This is a genomic window from Flammeovirga sp. AWQ4_249 (assembly GCF_056161045.1).
The window spans coordinates 1-16,384 of sequence record NZ_JBSWYJ010000015.1 but is presented as its reverse complement, the minus strand read 5'-3'; the positions used below and the strand labels follow the sequence as shown (position 1 = coordinate 16,384).

At 32.4% G+C, this 16,384-nt stretch carries 14 protein-coding genes; 8 read left to right on the top strand and 6 right to left on the bottom strand.

Annotated features, from left to right (window positions below):
* Nucleotides 1-37: 37 nt before the first annotated feature.
* The gene (locus tag ACXAHM_RS12810) at nt 38-1,159 is read right to left on the bottom strand and encodes an SO2930 family diheme c-type cytochrome (protein WP_474960839.1); all 1,122 of its coding nucleotides are present in this window, start codon (nt 1,157-1,159) and stop codon (nt 38-40) included.
* A 97-nt stretch (nt 1,160-1,256) separates the two neighbouring features.
* Nucleotides 1,257-2,618, bottom strand: a complete 1,362-nt coding sequence (locus ACXAHM_RS12805) for a parallel beta-helix domain-containing protein (RefSeq protein WP_474960838.1) — start codon at nt 2,616-2,618, stop codon at nt 1,257-1,259.
* Nucleotides 2,619-2,914: 296 nt separating this feature from the next.
* Between ACXAHM_RS12805 and ACXAHM_RS12800 the strand changes: the two genes are divergently transcribed.
* Entirely contained in the window at nt 2,915-3,298 is a 384-nt protein-coding gene (locus ACXAHM_RS12800) for a hypothetical protein (protein WP_474960837.1), read from the top strand.
* Between the two features lie 97 nt (nt 3,299-3,395).
* On the opposite strand, the gene ACXAHM_RS12795 is transcribed toward ACXAHM_RS12800, so the two are convergent.
* On the bottom strand, nt 3,396-4,784 hold the full coding sequence (locus ACXAHM_RS12795) for a S41 family peptidase (protein ID WP_474960836.1): 1,389 nt from the start codon (nt 4,782-4,784) through the stop codon (nt 3,396-3,398).
* 196 nt (nt 4,785-4,980) lie between these two features.
* On the opposite strand from ACXAHM_RS12795, the gene infC reads away from it, so the two are divergent.
* The 5 genes from infC (at nt 4,981) to ACXAHM_RS12770 (ending at nt 9,343) form a co-directional block, all read left to right on the top strand.
* On the top strand, nt 4,981-5,499 hold the full coding sequence (infC, locus tag ACXAHM_RS12790; RefSeq protein WP_474960835.1) for a translation initiation factor IF-3: 519 nt from the start codon (nt 4,981-4,983) through the stop codon (nt 5,497-5,499).
* 196 nt (nt 5,500-5,695) lie between these two features.
* Complete coding sequence (rpmI, locus tag ACXAHM_RS12785; protein ID WP_044200946.1) at nt 5,696-5,890, top strand: 50S ribosomal protein L35; 195 nt, start codon at nt 5,696-5,698, stop codon at nt 5,888-5,890.
* A 66-nt stretch (nt 5,891-5,956) separates the two neighbouring features.
* The gene (gene rplT, locus ACXAHM_RS12780; RefSeq protein ID WP_474960834.1) at nt 5,957-6,304 is read left to right on the top strand and encodes a 50S ribosomal protein L20; all 348 of its coding nucleotides are present in this window, start codon (nt 5,957-5,959) and stop codon (nt 6,302-6,304) included.
* 154 nt (nt 6,305-6,458) lie between these two features.
* On the top strand, nt 6,459-8,408 hold the full coding sequence (gene abc-f / locus ACXAHM_RS12775; protein WP_474960833.1) for a ribosomal protection-like ABC-F family protein: 1,950 nt from the start codon (nt 6,459-6,461) through the stop codon (nt 8,406-8,408).
* 5 nt (nt 8,409-8,413) lie between these two features.
* Nucleotides 8,414-9,343 carry an alpha/beta fold hydrolase gene (locus ACXAHM_RS12770; RefSeq protein ID WP_474960832.1) on the top strand — a complete coding sequence of 310 codons (930 nt, stop codon included), beginning with the start codon at nt 8,414-8,416 and terminating at the stop codon, nt 9,341-9,343.
* Here the strand turns inward: ACXAHM_RS12770 and ACXAHM_RS12765 are convergent.
* Together ACXAHM_RS12765 and ACXAHM_RS12760 are read right to left on the bottom strand one after the other, a co-directional pair.
* Nucleotides 9,332-9,637 carry a hypothetical protein gene (locus ACXAHM_RS12765; RefSeq protein WP_474960831.1) on the bottom strand — a complete coding sequence of 102 codons (306 nt, stop codon included), beginning with the start codon at nt 9,635-9,637 and terminating at the stop codon, nt 9,332-9,334. The genes ACXAHM_RS12770 and ACXAHM_RS12765 overlap by 12 nt on opposite strands.
* Complete coding sequence (locus ACXAHM_RS12760) at nt 9,624-10,811, bottom strand: hypothetical protein (protein WP_474960830.1); 1,188 nt, start codon at nt 10,809-10,811, stop codon at nt 9,624-9,626. The genes ACXAHM_RS12765 and ACXAHM_RS12760 overlap by 14 nt, the downstream gene beginning before the upstream one ends.
* Nucleotides 10,812-10,985: 174 nt before the next feature.
* Between ACXAHM_RS12760 and ACXAHM_RS12755 the strand changes: the two genes are divergently transcribed.
* The gene (locus ACXAHM_RS12755; protein ID WP_474960829.1) at nt 10,986-13,262 is read left to right on the top strand and encodes a 7TM-DISM domain-containing protein; all 2,277 of its coding nucleotides are present in this window, start codon (nt 10,986-10,988) and stop codon (nt 13,260-13,262) included.
* A gap of 148 nt (nt 13,263-13,410) precedes the next feature.
* Nucleotides 13,411-14,604, top strand: a complete 1,194-nt coding sequence (locus ACXAHM_RS12750) for an acetate/propionate family kinase (protein WP_474960828.1) — start codon at nt 13,411-13,413, stop codon at nt 14,602-14,604.
* A gap of 60 nt (nt 14,605-14,664) precedes the next feature.
* On the opposite strand, the gene ACXAHM_RS12745 is transcribed toward ACXAHM_RS12750, so the two are convergent.
* Nucleotides 14,665-15,204 carry a DUF3124 domain-containing protein gene (locus ACXAHM_RS12745; protein WP_474960827.1) on the bottom strand — a complete coding sequence of 180 codons (540 nt, stop codon included), beginning with the start codon at nt 15,202-15,204 and terminating at the stop codon, nt 14,665-14,667.
* Between the last annotated feature and the right edge of the window lie 1,180 nt (nt 15,205-16,384).

Sequence of the window (16,384 nt, the reverse complement as noted above, 5' to 3'; positions counted from 1 at the left end):
GTTAATCATTCCCCATTAAAATGAGGAATCATTATGTTTAGTTACATGCCTTCGCATCCATGCTATTGATCCATTCTTTGATCAAGACAACTCCTTCTTCATGGATCATTGTTCTGCCCAACTCAGGCATCATAATATCCGGCTGATCTGAGTTCATTCTGAAATGTAAAATTGAAGCATCAGCATCTCCAGGGACAATGTCATAAAGTAATCCTCCTGAACCTTTTCCTGCTGCTACAGGTTTCTTACAGAAACCAAATTTTGATGGATCTTTTTCTAAACCATAAAGGAAAAGTCCAGAATTATTAGCCGATCCCTCAGGACGATGACAATGACCACAGTTGATATCTAAATACGATTTTGCTCTTGCGTCTAAATCTTCATTTTGATCTGTCCAAACCACTGCCTTAGGTATTGAATTTTCGTCTGGTAAAACTATTAAACCTTCATCTTCCCATTTCTGAAGTTGATTTTGTAAACCATCTTCATATTGTACTAATGTATTTAAATGTCTTGCTTTTGGACCAATTGGCGTAAAAGTTCCACTTACGTTGTGACAACCGTTACAATCATTTTGATTTGGAATCATGTAATTAACATTCACCAACTCTCCTTCCATGTTCGTAAATTCAACTTGTCTTAACCCTCCAACTAAAGAAAGTGCTGCTTCTGTTTGCTCTTCATTCCAAGCATAAGCATAAGACATCCATCCTGTCTCTTCGTGAATTAATAATCTAGTTTCAATAATTCTATTTCCTTGAGAAGCATCTCTTTCATCATTCATGTAGAAAAAGTTTTTCACCAATACCGACCCTATAGGAAAATTGAAAGCTTCTTCCCTGTTGTACTCTATTTTTTGTCCTTTAGGTACAACTACAAATCTCTTTTTATGGGCATAGTCAGAAAATAATGGCGTTGCCAAATCAAAAGGCATTACTCCATTTTTGGGATTTAGAGCGTTCATTTCTCCTTTGAAAAAACCATATTCTGATAGTGAAGCATAAGGAACTGCACTTAGGTCAATAGGTTGTACTTCCTCTTCAACCTCAACAATAATATTATCATCTCCTAGCTTGTCCTCCTCAGTACAAGCAATAAAAGTGGCTGTTCCAAAAATTGCTGTTGCTAGTAGTATTTTTCTTAGTTTATTAAATAACATAGGCTTAATTAAAAAAATAGAGATAATTCTCTCTGTGGAGTAAATGAAAAAAGATCACCACCCAATACATTAGGTGGCGATCATTGTTTATTAAGAATTAATTATCAAAATAAACAGCAGGTAGTGACACACCTTCACAATCATGTTCAGCGCTAGCTTCTCTCATGCCAGCAAAAGAATTTATAACGTCTAAGTTGACTAACATTGCATTTCCGTTGTTTGTCGAACAGATATTGTTTGTTGCACTTGATTGTGCATAATCAGGGAATAATCCCGGAATTTGGAAGATACCATCCGTGATCATTTCAGGTACAATTCCTTGTTGTTGGAATCCAGCTAATTGGTATGCACCTAATAATACTTGACCTAACTCCGATTGTACCGGATTAATACCACTCCACCCTTCAGAAGCAATTGCATTACCACTGATTCTTACATTATGACAATAAGGGTTAAAACTTGGGTAATTAATTCCAAAATCAATCATATCAGAAACTGGATCTTCAGCAGAAGCCATTGTAACTAAGTAACTAAACATACAGATACTCATTACATTATTATTAGTAATTGTATTGTCTACAATTTCTAAATGTCTTCCTGATAAAACCATTACACCTGTACCTGCTGGTACAATTCCTACAATATTTCCTGCAGGAGCAAAGTTTGTAAGGTTATTATTTAAAACTGTATTATTATTAATTTTACAATTTGTACCATTTGTAATTACGGGTAATCCTGGTAAATCAAAAATCAAGATACCAGCAGTGTTATTTTCAGCAAGGTTTTCTGATACTTCTGAATATTTACAATTTTCAATTTCAATTCCTGCAACATTTTCAACTACAGTATTATTGATCACTTTTACATTCTCAGACTGCCCCACATATACACCTGCATCAGAAGCTCCTCTGATATAAGAGTTTTCTACTAAAACATTTTTAGATTTTACAGGATATAATGCATAAGCGCCGTTGTCTTCTGAAGGATCTCCAGTGTATTCTGATCTGATTCCACTAAAAATTACTCCATTAGAATCTTCTACTTTTATGTTATCACCAATAGCATCTTCAACTGCTAAGTTTTCAAATTTAATATTATCTGTATACTGAGCGATGATCCCTTGTGCTCCTGCTGCTTGTTCTGCAAAAGATAAGATAGATAAATCTTTACCGTCTCCTAATAAAACAATATTCTTTTTATTTTGAACAGACAAAGTATTCGTAAAGCTATATACACCCTCAGCAAAATAAAGAGTGTCTCCATCATTCATACTAATTAAAGCTCCTTGAACTTCATCTTGTAGATTTGCTTGATCAGGAGAAAATGAATGTTTTACATGAACGGCTACTGGCCCATCAGGAATATCATTCATTACTACTTCTTCTTCAGAGTCACATGAATAGGATGCCAAAAGAGAAGTGGCAAGAAGTACTTTTGCTAGCGTATTTTTAAGTTGCATATTGATTAGTTAATTAAAAAATCATGAAATCAGAAAGAATGCTTCTGAGTTGGAGTATAATTCATTCTTGAAAAAATACTATATAAACAATCTTAGTGTTAACACAACACTTAATCGTCTAACTAAAAGAAAAGCAGTAAATTAGGACTAATTTATACTAAAATGTGTTTTTATTCGGACGTTTCAACCCTTATCCGGACCTATATAAAACAATAAAAATTAATACGTGTAACCAAAATTACACAATAGCGTTATATCAATCAGAAATAATTAAATAAGATAACCTTCAGAAAGAGATGACCATTAGTTTGCTACAATACATTTCTGATGTGAAAAATGAAATACAGTTTTGGGAAAACGAGATAAACTTTTACCTAAATGAGATCAAATTATTACACATTAGATTAGACAATTATTTAGAAAGGGATATTAACGAATATCAAAAAAATAAACTTACTAAGTTTCAAGAAATCAATTCGAAACTAAAATTAGAAGCGACTAACTTATATAATGAGATAGATGTTTTTGATGATTCTTTAGCAAGTAGAAATAATTCAGAATTAAATGATGAGACTTTTGACAAGTATCACTACTTCAAAGAAAAATTAGACGAATTGGCCAATAATTATATGGAATATAAAGATGAATTAATACGCTTTACTATTTCCTCATTAGCTTAAAAAAATTATTTCATTTCACTATTAGTTCAGGAAATGAAAAAAGGGTGTAACACATTATTTAGTGTTACACCCTTTATTATTTTACAAGAATTAATTCTTATTTCTTCATCATCAAGATTTGACCAAATTGTAATTCTTTTGGTTCTTGAGTTTTAAAAGCTCTGTTTTTATACTCTAAATCAGCTGATTTAAATCGAGCAGCTGACACATCAGAATTATCAAATGAACCATTTTGAATCTTATATAAAGCTTGATGTAACATTGGTTCATGAATATCACCCCAGTTATATCTAACGTTATCCTCTACTTCTCTATCTACAGGAATACCTTCAAAGTAGTTACCTTCTCCTGCAGAATTTAAAATTCTTAATGATATCACTGAATAAATAAAACCTCCATTTTCAAAACCATAACTACCTACAGGCTTTCCATATGTATTTTGTCCTATTAATTGAACATCCATATAAGGTTTTAAACAATTGATTACTAATTCTGAAGAAGATGCAGTGCCACCGTCAGCAATAATGAATACTCTATCTAAATCTAGATTTTCATTCATGATTTCCAATGTTTGGCTCTCATTATGTTCTCCTGCTTGAATTCTATTATGTTGATATAAAAATAACTCTTGACCTTCTGCTGATACAGGTGCAAGGTAACCTGCAATTTGCTGTGCAATATTAACACGACCACCACCATTGTATCGCATATCAAGCACAACTTCTGTTACTCCAGCTGCTTTAAACTCAGCAAACGCTTGTGCTAAAGCTTCTTCTGCTGTAACAATAAAAGATTTAAATACCAAGTGTCCTACTTTTTTGCCATTTGGTAAATCAATCACTTCTGATAGCAATAAAGGATTGATAATCAATTCTTCTTTTGCAATAGTGATAACGGTATCTCTCTGAGGGGACACAAGTGTTTGAACACCATCAACATATTTAGTTATAGCAGGAACAGTAATATCAAAAGTATTTTCTACTCCTTTTTTATTTTCGCCTAATGAATTATTTATATCATCTGAAGTTGCTGTTGCCACACTCAGACCATTAATAGCATTAATTTTAGCACCTCTGATCAAACCTGCTGTATGAGCAGCAGAACCTGGATAAGAGAACCGAACATATAAATCTGATTCTGTTTCATACAATAAATAGATACCATGAGCTCCCTCGTCTCCATCTGTTACTTGACCAGAGTTGTAATATGCATCATATTCAGCCTTAGATTGAATATGACTCCATTTGTCTTGTTCATTTCTTAGAGAAACCAACATCTCGTCTTGAGTTCCATAACTATCTACATCTATTGTAGGTAATTCATCAGACCAAAGATACCATTGCTCCATTAAATTCTTTAAATAAGATTTGTTGTAAGCATTAGAATCAAAATTCCCAGGATTTATCCCATCGTCTTCAGTACAGCTGATAATTGAAAATAGGAAAGCCCCAATAAGAAGCTTTTTTAGCATTGAATTGGCTGTCATAAATGTTAATGTTTGTGTGTTTGTAGAAAAAATCGATGTTTTCTTACTTTTCTATAAAAATATATAACATAGAAGTAATAAAGTTGTTACCTTAGCGTCGAGAAAATATTTTCTCATTAAAGAATAAGGTTATTAAGTACAAATGTACATTAATTAACTTATATTTTGGTAAAATTTTAACATAATTCAGACCTAGATGGCAAAAGACTCGCACAGAACAAACCACCAAATCAGAGTCAAAGAAGTACGATTAGTGGGTGACAATGTAGAAAACGGAGTATTCTCAAGAGATGAAGCACTTCGTAAAGCAGATGGATTAGGATTAGATTTAGTTGAGATCTCTCCTAATGCGAATCCCCCAGTTTGTAAAATTATCGATTATTCGAAATTTAAGTATGAGCAAAAGAAACGTGAGAAGGAATTAAAAGCTAAAGCTTCTAAGACTGTAGTAAAAGAAATCCGTTTTGGTCCTAATACTGACAAACACGATTTAGACTTCAAAACTAAGCACGCCATCAAATTCCTGAATGAAGGGAATAAGGTGAAGGCTTACGTTCACTTCCATGGTCGTACTATTATCTATAAAGATAGAGGTAAGCAACTTCTAAAAGACTTTGCCGAAAATATTAGAGAATATGGTAAAATTGAAGGTGGAATGCGTGTTGAAGGAAGAAGAATGATCATGTTCATCTCTCCAAACCAACCGAAAAAGTAAATATAAGTTATCTAAGTTTTATCTTACGATAATTATTTATACATTTGCATGCTTGAAATTATTCAGGCATGCATTTTTTATTGTAAAATTTAAAGAATGCTCTGGCATACCGAGGCGATTGGCTGCCGTAGGTAACCAGGTAATTAAATCAATGTTTCACCTTTAGGGTTCAGGCTCTAAATAACTGAAAGGTAAAATGCCAAAGGTTAAAACAAAATCTGGAGCGAAAAAACGTTTCAAGTTGTCAGGTACTGGCAAAATCAGAAGAAAGCACGCTTACAAGTCTCACATCTTAACGAAAAAGACTACTAAGCAAAAGCGTAACCTAACTTTAATGGGTGAGGTAGACAAGGCTGATACTGTAAACGTGAAGAAAATGCTTTGGTTATAAGCCAAACACTTCACATTACTCAAATCAACCAAATTGTATTACAAAACTTATTAAATTTAGAAAAAAATGCCTAGATCGGTCAACCACGTCGCGTCTCGCGCTAGAAGAAAGAACATCTTAAAATTCTCAAAAGGATATTATGGTGCTCGTAAAAACGTTTGGACAGTAGCTAAAAATGCCGTTGAAAAAGGATGGAGCTACGCTTACGTTGGTCGTAAACAAAAGAAAAGAAACTTCCGTGCACTATGGATTCAGCGTATCAACGCTGCTACTCGTATGTATGGTGATATGTCTTACTCTGCATTCATGGGTAAAGTAAACAAATCAGGTGTCGAATTGAACCGTAAAGTTCTTGCTGACCTTGCTATGAACCACCCTGAAGCATTCAAAGCAGTAATCGAGAAAGTTAAGTAATTAACAATCTTGTAAGACAAAAGAGACCTATAACCTTTGTGTTGTAGGTCTTTTTTTCTATTATAGCCACATCATTTTTTGGCATTGAAAAGGCTTAATTTACCAATAGATTCAATGCATTTTATATCCACATTAAAAATTACCTCATAAGAATATGTTATCGATCAGCAATGTTTCTTTTCACTTTGGAAGCCGTACGATGTATCAAAATGCTTCCTTAACGGTGTACCCTAAAAATAGAATCGGTATTGTTGGACATAATGGCGCTGGAAAAACCACGCTTCTAAAACTTATAAATGGTGATTTCACTCCTGATGAAGGGCAAATCTCTATGCCAAAGGGGTGTACAATAGGTTTCTTAAACCAAGACCTACTCTCCTATCAAACTGAAGAATCAATCCTACATGTTGCCATGGAAGCTTTTGGCCCTGTTTTGAAGATCCAAGAAGACATGGAAAAAATTCTTCATGAAATGGAAACTGATTACAAAGAAGAATTGGTTGAAAAATTGGCTAATCTTCAAGAAAAGTTTGAGTCTATGGAAGGTTACACAATCAAATCTAAAGCGGAAACAATCTTAGCTGGATTGGGCTTTAAAGATGAGGAAATGGATCAACCTTTACATAGTTTTTCTGGTGGATGGAGAATGCGTGTGATGTTAGGTAAGCTTCTTTTGATGAAGCCTGACGTATTGATGCTTGATGAACCTACCAACCACTTGGACCTTCCTTCAATTCAATGGATAGAAAATTATTTATCGACTTATGAAGGTGCTGTAATAATTGTTTCTCACGATAGAGAATTCCTCGATAGAGCAATCAATACTACAGTGGAAGTATCTAGTGGACGATTAACTTCTTACCCTGGTAACTATTCTTATTACTTAGAAGCAAAGAAAGAAAGAGCTGAATTGCAGAAAAATGCGTATGAAAATCAGCAACAAAAGATAAAAGAAACAGAACGCTTTATTGAACGTTTTAGATCGAAAGCTACTAAAGCAAAACAAGTTCAATCAAGAGTAAAGATGCTGGATAAAATGGATCTTATAGAAGATGTAAGAGACGATAATCCAGAAATCAATATGGACTTTAAATTTACACAACAGCCTGGAAAAGTAATCAGTGAAATCATGGACTTTGACAAGGCATATGGTAATAAAGTCATCTTCAAAAATGCAGACCTTACTTTAATGCGTGGTGATAAAATCGCATTAATTGGTGCCAATGGTAAAGGTAAATCTACCCTACTTCGTCTAATCAGTGGTCGTGAAGGTGTTGATAAAGGAGAAAGAAAAGGTGGCCACAATGTAATCACAGCATTTTATGCTCAACATCAGCTAGAAGATTTAAATATTGAAAATGAAATTCTTGACGAGCTAAAACAAGCAGGTTCTGACAAAACAGAACAGGAATTAAGATCTGTATTAGGATGTTTCTTGTTTCAAGGGGATGAAATTTTCAAAAAAATTAAAGTACTATCTGGTGGTGAAAAATCAAGAGTTGCCTTAGCAAAAACACTGATTTCTGAAGCAAACTTTTTAATGCTTGACGAACCAACCAACCACTTGGATATCCCTTCAGTTAATATCTTAATCCAAGCACTTCAACAATACTTAGGCACTTATTTAGTCGTTTCCCACGACCGTCACTTTATTGCTCGTGTGGCCAATAAAATCTGGTACATTGATGAAGGTAAATTAAAAGAATACCCTGGAACGTATGCAGAGTGGCAAGATTGGATGAAAAAGATGGAAGAAGAAAAGACACTTCTTACACAATTGGATGAAGCAGAAGGAAATGCACCTGTAAAAAAGGAAAAACAAAAGAAAAAAATGACCAATTCCGAACTAAAGGAATGGCAAAAGAAATATAAGAAGGCGAAAAATGAGATGGAAAAAGCCGAAGAAAAGCTGATGGAATTGGAAGAAAAGAAGGAAGATATAGAAACTTCTTTAGCTGATCCTGAAATCTTCGGAAATCCTGATAAATTAGCAGATGTAAATGCGTCTTATGACCAAGTGAAAAGGGAACTAGAAGAAGTGACTGAAACTTGGGAAGAATGGACCATGGAAGTTGATGAATTGGAAGAACTCAAGCCTGAATAAACAGTATGAATCCATATGATGTAGGTTATTTTGAAACCGATGATGGACATTCTATATATTATGAACAAAGCGGGCATCCTTTAGGGGTGCCTGTTTTGTATCTGCATGGTGGTCCTGGTGCTGGTTTGGATAATCATTACCACCAACTACTTCCTACGCTACAAAATATTCGATTAATTGGCCTTGACCAGCGTGGTTCCGGTAAAAGTAAACCTTTAGGAACTTTAGAAAACAACGAAATTGAATTTTTAATTAAGGATTTAGAGCAACTTAGAGAACAATTACATATTTCTTCTTGGTTTATTTTCGGTGGAAGTTGGGGTTCTACTTTAGCTTTAGCCTATGCTTCCTTTCATCCAAATAATATTAGAGGATTAAACCTTTGGGGTATCTTTTTTTGTAATGAACAAGAAATCAATTGGCTTTTCAAAGATACTGCCCCACTAATGTATTCTGATATCTACAACGAAATTCTTGAAGTGAAAAATTCAAAATCAAGCCTTCAAATTTTAGCTGAATATCAAAAAAGACTTTCTGATAATTCTGTTGCTGAAAAGTTTGCAACGAAATGGTTATTATGGGAAGCATTTATCTCAGAACACCCTGAACCTATTTTTGAAGATTTTAATCAATGGCAAGCATCTCCTCAGGCGATGGCTTGTGCTAAAATTGAAAATCATTACTTCTTACAAAATCCACTAAGGTTACACTCTATTCCTTTAGAAGACAAACTTAAAATAGCTACTTTTGACTTCCCTATTTATATATCACACGGTAGAAATGACTTGGTTACTCCTGCAGGAAGTGCATTAAAACTTAAAGAATTATTTCCCCAAGCTCATATCAATATCTTAAAAGATAGTGGACATTCATTAGAACATAAAGAATTAAAAAACAGCATTATTGAAAGTGGAAAAAGATTATTAGCCTTGTAAAAATCTATCGAGTTGATTAAACATTTGATTTCTCAATAAATCTGCATCTCCTGATAATGGAATTTCATTCAACAATTCATGTAATGCCATCACAATAGATCTATTCAAAATTAAGGTTTTCTCTTTATCGTGTTCAACTAATGAAAGGTTAAACTTACTTTCATATAATTCTAAGATAATTTGATGGGCAATATTTTCTGGTAATTGCTCTTTATATGCTTCAGCTACTCTCTGTAAAATACTTTGCAAAAACCTGAATTCGATTGTCGATAATTTTAGTCTATACTTCTTCATTCGTTACTAATAAGTAAGCATAATAGTTTGTCACTTGCTTAACATCCACCAAAGGTAAAAAACCCTTCTCAACTTTACCATTTTTTATTTTCAAAGGATATTTTCCCTGCTTTTCTTTCTCATAAATTTCAAAATCATCTACCTCATGTTTAGTAATAATTCTCCATTCACCTTTTCCAAGTATATGTTCTTGTAGTTTCAATGTGATATGCCCCATCGTAAGTCGTGGATTTATTTCAATACAAGGTTGTATCTTCGTTTTTCCTAGACTATCCTTATATATTATTGCATCTACACCAAAAGGTCCATCAAATCTGTCCCAAGAAATAATTTCTCTTTTTATAATTTCTATTGATGAGTGAATTACTTCCAGTTGATCATGATCAAATAAAATCTCAAACTCATTTAATTTTGCCCCAAAATATTGCCCAGTAAGTCCTGCTAGAAAATGTGTTCCACCTAAAAACTGAACTTCAGTTCCATTTTTTTCAAATAAGAGAGAAAAATCTACTCTCTTCTCTAATAAGGGTTCTAATAATATACTACCCTGTTGTTTTAGTCCACTTTCGATCCACTTTTGGACACTAGGTGTTATTTCTTCTCGTTTCAAAACTAGAATTCCTCTTCCAGATGAACTAAAAGGATGTTTTAAAATCACACCAAATGGATTCTTTTCAAACGTATTTTGAATTACCTTTACTAATTGTGAGTAATCGCTATAGAAATCCCCAATTTCTTCCTTACTAATAATTCCATTTATATTCTCATTTATTAAAGCTTTTAGTACTTTATAACCACTTTCTCGATGAAAATATTTTTTGAGTTGAACCTCCCAAAGGTCTATATTTTTAATAGAAAGTTCTGTACTTAAACTTGGTGATTTCCCCCATGGCTTTACATGTTCGGTTACTTTCTTTTGGGTATAAAAATCAGATCTTTTTATAAATGAAATATTTTTACCGATAACACTATACAATTGTTTCAGCCAAATTTCATTATCTGGTAATTTATCAACTAATAAAAGATCATTATTCTCCCCTAACCAAAGCATAAGAACGGTTAAATCATGTTCTAGCTTTTTTATCATCTTAGGAGGTGTATAATGTCTTTGATTTTTTAAGATAGATAACTCACAATGAGGATTAAAGACCAATAAGGAAGGTTTCTTTTTCATTTTGATCAAATTCTTTAAGATCAAATAATTTTATTTAAAATGTTAATATCAAAGCTAAAGTTAAAATAATCTAATTATTTATTGGTATTGTTTAATGATATTATCATATTGTCAACGAAAGTAAATAAGGAACACTATCAAACTTCCATTTTTTGAAGTGACAAACAAAAGTACATGAATAAATTATTCTATCTGATAATTGGGTTAATACTCTCTCACAATGTGTCAGCGCGTATTAATGAATATACACTCACATTAGAAGAAAATAAACCCTATGTAAACGCAGCAAGTAAAGCCTATTATTTCGTAGACCCTACAAATGAATTAGATTTTGCTCAAATTTCAAGTCCAAGGTTTACTAAGTTTTCTCCTTGGAACAAGACATCAAACGTAAGTTTTGAATATGGTCATTCGACCTATTGGGTTAGAGTGGATATTGAAAACGAAAATCCTAGCATGAAGCCTGATTGGTTGGTTGAAATCAATTATGCTCCTCTAGATTATGTTGATTATTTCCTCATGAAAGATGGAAAACTAATTGACCATGTATCTACAGGTGATCATGTTAATTTCAAAAATCGACCAATTCAACATCATAACTATGTTTTTCCATTAACTGTGCAAGGTTCTGGGGTAACAAGTATGTATTTTAAAGTGAAGACAGATGGATCTATCAAAATTCCAATGCGTGTATACAGACCTTGGAAGTTTGCGGAAGTAAACTCTAAATATGAAGTAGGATTTGGTCTTTTCTTTGGTATTCTATTGATGATGGCTGTTTTGGGTGTCATTACATATCTACCTACTAAAGATATAAGTTACCTAATTTTCCCTATTCCAATTATTGCTAAAATACTTTTCACTTTCTCTTTATCAGGACATACTTTCCAGTTTTTATTCCCAGAGAATACTTATTTAGCAAATAAAATAACGCCATTATCCATTGGTTTATGGATGGTTGGCGTTTCTACTTTCAACTTATTCTTCTTGAGAACTCGTAGAATCTCTCCTCTGGTACATAATTTAAATTTTGCTGGTTTGGGTATTGGTTTTACAGCAATGTTTGGTGCTTTATTCCTTCCATATTCAACGGCTATTCAAATTGTAACAGGTACTTCGATTCCATTTACAATGTTAGCATTAGGAATTGGTATTACATCCTATGTAAAAGGGAATCGTTTTGCTAGTTATTATATTGCTTCTTTTGCACTTTATTTAACTGCATTATTATTCTTTGTTGGACGTATGAAAGGTTGGGTTCCAGATAACTTATTTACATCTAGAATCTTAGAATATGGTGATATTGTAATGGTTACCTTACTTTTCACTGCATTGAGTAAAAAGTATGCGATTTACAGAGAAGAAAAGAATATTGCTGTAAAGCAAATGTTACAAGTTGAGGCGGAAGCAAAAGCAAACCTGGAGATCAAGGTTCAAGAAAGAACATTAGAACTTCAAAACGCTACGACTGAATTAGAGGAGCAAAAAGAAGAATTAGAAGCTCAAGCCAATCAATTGGCTTCAAAAAATGAAGAAATCATGGCACAATCAGAAAAGCTGAAAGGTTTAAATGATGCTATGAATGATAAAAACGATGAGTTAGAGCAGCAAAATGAAGAAATTGCAGCGCAAAGAGACATGGTCGCTGAGAAGAATTTAGAGATCGAAAAGGTCAATAAAAACTTAAAAGACAGTATCAACTATGCCCAACGCATTCAAACGGCTATTCTTCCTGCTGAGGAAACTTTAGATAAAGTTTGGAATGAGTACTTTTTAATGTACAAACCAAAAGATACCGTTTCTGGAGACTTCTACTGGACTTATCATAATGAAAAAGAAAATAAGTCAATATTAATTGTTGCAGACTGTACAGGGCATGGTGTTCCTGGAGCAATGATGTCAATGATTGGGGATGGCTTCTTACAACAAATTGTAAAATTAAGAGGCATTACTTCTCCTGCTAGAATTCTATTAGAGATGAATGCTAGTCTTCATAACATGCTTAATCATGAAAGTACAACTATTCGTGATGGGATGGACATGGGTGTAATTGTTTGGGATAAAAATCAAAATAATGTTCACTTTGCGGGAGCACATACACCTTTAGTTTTTGTTCAGAACAACAAAATTTATAATATCAAAGGTGAACGTTTAAGTCTAGGGGCTTCTGATCAACAAATGAAGATCAAAGAACATATTGTTCCTCTAAATTCAGAAACTACTTTCTACCTCTTCTCTGATGGATATCAAGATCAATTTGGTGGTGAAGATGATCGTAAGATTTCTAGTAAACGTTTAAGAGAGCTTATCCTTATGGTTTCACAAAAGCCAATGGATCAACAAAAGGCTGCTTTAAACAATTTCTATGAAACTTGGCTTAATCCAAATGATATAACTAAAGGTAAGCAAATTGACGATATTTTATTAATGGGTGTTAAGGTTCGTCCATAATAATATTAGGCAAATGAGAAATATTATCACCCTTTTGTGCATGTTACTTTTAACATATGCAAAAGGGTGATTTTTATCGCTTTAATTGTAGGTTAATGTTAGGATATTGGAACAACGAAAAATTTTATATCATTTACTACTCAATAAAGTGAAAATTCTCATATTAAATTCTGGTAGTTCTTCTATCAAGTTCCAGCTTATTGAAATGCCATCTGAACGTGTTATCGGTAAAGGCTTAATAGAAAAAATAGGACTTCCAGATGCATCCATAACAGTAAAAAACAGTGAAGGATTAAAAGAAATTATCCGCTTACAGATTCCAGACCATGTAAAAGGTATTGAATTCTTATTAAGCATATTAACTGATGAAAAATTAAATATTATTTCATCTTTAGATGAGTTATCAGCAGTTGGTCATAGAATGGTACATGGAGGTTCTACTTTTGCCAAAAGTGTTAGAATTGACGAAGATGTAATGCATGGTATTGAATCTTGCATTGAATTAGCACCATTACATAACCCTGCCAATATTAAAGGTGTTGAAGCAATCGAAAAAGCTATAGGTGACATTCCTCAAGTTGCTGTTTTTGATACTGCATTTCACCATACAATTCCTGAACAAAGAGCTGTATATGCATTGCCTATTAGTTTTTATAAAAAATACGGCTTAAGAAAATATGGTTTCCACGGTACAAGTCATCAATACGTTTCTATGCGTGCTAAAGAATTATTTGGCAATGACAAAACGGAAAAAATGATCACTTGTCACTTGGGTAATGGTAGTTCACTTGCTGCTATTGAGAATGGTAGATCTATCGAAACTTCAATGGGCTTCTCTCCTACCGATGGACTAATGATGGGTACTCGTTGTGGAGCAATTGATCCGGGTGTAATACCTTTTATTGCTGATCATGAACATTTAGATATTTCTGGGATTTCTAATCTAATTAATAAAGAATCTGGTTTATATGGCGTATCAGGTATCTCATCTGATTACAGAGATGTATCAATGGCTGCAGAAAAAGGTAATGAAGACGCACAATTAGCCCTTAAAATGTATCACTATGATGTGAAGAAATACATCGGTACTTACTTGGCAACTTTAGGAGGTTTAGATACAATAATCTTTACAGGTGGTATTGGAGAAAATGCTATCAATGCTCGTAAAGAAATTTTGAAAAATCTTGAAGGTTTAGGTATTGAAGTCGACTTAGAAAAAAATAGTAAAGTAATGGGTGAAGAAGCTGTTATCTCTACAGACAATTCTAAAGTAAGAGTTTGTGTTATCCCTACCAACGAAGAAGTTATGATAGCTAGAGACACTTATGATCTTGTAAAGTAGATAACTTCAATACACATATGGAAAAGGCTTTAAGTATTTGATATATACTTAAAGCCTTTTTTATTCATTAATAATTTTAGAATCAGTAGTTATTGCAAAACCTTTACAGCCAACATGTCCAATATTTATTGCTTCTATTATAGGCTGATTTTTTATAATTTTATTTGCTCCATAACTTACAATAAAATTGGCTCCTGTTTCATTATCTAGTTCATCATATAAAACTGAAAATTCTTTAGTCTCCAATGGATTTAATTCGAGTGGATGGTCAAGGTAATTTTTTATTAGCTTCCCCTTTATATCATAATAAGCTACTTCTGTAAGAAACAATTTATCCTTGAGACTCACATTTCTGATATTTAAAGTTATGGTTAAATAAATATATTTATAGTTTTTCATATAATACAACCTTGAATAAGTGGGAACATAAGTCGTTTCATTGAATTTAAGGTCTGAAGCTATACATTCTATGTTTTCATCAACTTCTAAATCAGATGATTTAGAATCATTTTTTTTTGTTTTACAAGAAAACAGAAATACACTACATAAAATAATCAACACCATAATTCTTAAATAAAAATAAAATTTCTGAGTTTGCATATTTTTATTTTTTAAGAATAAGAAATATGAAAAATCCGACCATTAAAAACGTTGTTGTTGAAATTAAAAATGTAAACATAATTTTATGATTTTTTGATATTGAAATTATTATAATACAAAGATCTACATTCTGTCTTTCAATATTTTAGGTTAAAACACTAGAAATAAAAAATACGGTTTTTACGTAATTCAATTAAGTGTTTCACTTAGACAATATTCAATTAAAAAAGGCTCTCAATGATTATTTACATTGAAGAGCCTTTGGAATAAGGTAATAAGTTTGAGTTCAACACATCTACAGTTTTGTGATAACAATCTAACACTAAATAGTTACTTTAAGTTGTATTCTATTCATCTACAAAATTTTCTTCATGTTTGCTTCGTTTGATAATACAAAGGTCTTTATTTTTTAGACTAATTATATATCAATTTCACCTATTATTGCAAATTATGTGATTCACTTAGATTGAAGAGTAAATAAAAAAGGCTCCCAATGAGTATTTACATTGAAGAGCCTCTGGAATAAGGTGATAAGTTTGAGTTCTACACATCTACAGTTTCGTGATAACAATATAACACTAAATAGTTTCTTTAAATTTTAATCTATTCATCTACAAAATTTTCTTCATGTTTGCTTCGTTTGATGATACAAAGGTCTTTATTTTTTTGCCTAATCATATATCAATTTCACCTATTATTGCTAATTATGTGATTCACTTAGATTGAAGGGTAAATAAAAAAGGCTCTCAATGATTATTTACATTGAAGAGCCTTTGGAATAAGGTAATAAGTTTGAGTTCAACACATCTACAGTTTTGTGATAACAATCTAACACTAAATAGTTTCTTTAAATTTTAATCTATTCATCTACAAAATTTCCTTCATGTTTGCTTCGTTTGATGATACAAAGGTCTTTATTTTTTTGCCTAATTATATATCAATTTCACCTATTATTGAAAATTATGTGATTCACTTAGATTGGATGATTAATAAAAAAGGCTCCCAATGTTTATTTACATTGAAGAGCCTCTGAAATAAGGTAATAAGTTTGAGTTCAACACATCTACAGTTTTGTGATAACGATATAACACTAAATAGTTACTTTAAGTTGTATTCTATTCATCTACAAAATTCTAAGTATCAAGTTTACTACGTTTGATGATACAAAGGTCTTTATTTT

What these genes read in the sequence shown, in the direction of transcription:
- ACXAHM_RS12810 (WP_474960839.1), bottom strand. Translation starts at nt 1,159, where the DNA reads ATGTTATTTAATAAACTAAGAAAAATACTACTAGCAACAGCAATTTTT.
- ACXAHM_RS12805 (WP_474960838.1), bottom strand. Translation starts at nt 2,618, where the DNA reads ATGCAACTTAAAAATACGCTAGCAAAAGTACTTCTTGCCACTTCTCTT.
- ACXAHM_RS12800 (WP_474960837.1), top strand. Translation starts at nt 2,915, where the DNA reads ATGACCATTAGTTTGCTACAATACATTTCTGATGTGAAAAATGAAATA.
- ACXAHM_RS12795 (WP_474960836.1), bottom strand. Translation starts at nt 4,784, where the DNA reads ATGACAGCCAATTCAATGCTAAAAAAGCTTCTTATTGGGGCTTTCCTA.
- infC (WP_474960835.1), top strand. Translation starts at nt 4,981, where the DNA reads ATGGCAAAAGACTCGCACAGAACAAACCACCAAATCAGAGTCAAAGAA.
- rpmI (WP_044200946.1), top strand. Translation starts at nt 5,696, where the DNA reads ATGCCAAAGGTTAAAACAAAATCTGGAGCGAAAAAACGTTTCAAGTTG.
- rplT (WP_474960834.1), top strand. Translation starts at nt 5,957, where the DNA reads ATGCCTAGATCGGTCAACCACGTCGCGTCTCGCGCTAGAAGAAAGAAC.
- abc-f (WP_474960833.1), top strand. Translation starts at nt 6,459, where the DNA reads ATGTTATCGATCAGCAATGTTTCTTTTCACTTTGGAAGCCGTACGATG.
- ACXAHM_RS12770 (WP_474960832.1), top strand. Translation starts at nt 8,414, where the DNA reads ATGAATCCATATGATGTAGGTTATTTTGAAACCGATGATGGACATTCT.
- ACXAHM_RS12765 (WP_474960831.1), bottom strand. Translation starts at nt 9,637, where the DNA reads ATGAAGAAGTATAGACTAAAATTATCGACAATCGAATTCAGGTTTTTG.
- ACXAHM_RS12760 (WP_474960830.1), bottom strand. Translation starts at nt 10,811, where the DNA reads ATGAAAAAGAAACCTTCCTTATTGGTCTTTAATCCTCATTGTGAGTTA.
- ACXAHM_RS12755 (WP_474960829.1), top strand. Translation starts at nt 10,986, where the DNA reads ATGAATAAATTATTCTATCTGATAATTGGGTTAATACTCTCTCACAAT.
- ACXAHM_RS12745 (WP_474960827.1), bottom strand. Translation starts at nt 15,204, where the DNA reads ATGCAAACTCAGAAATTTTATTTTTATTTAAGAATTATGGTGTTGATT.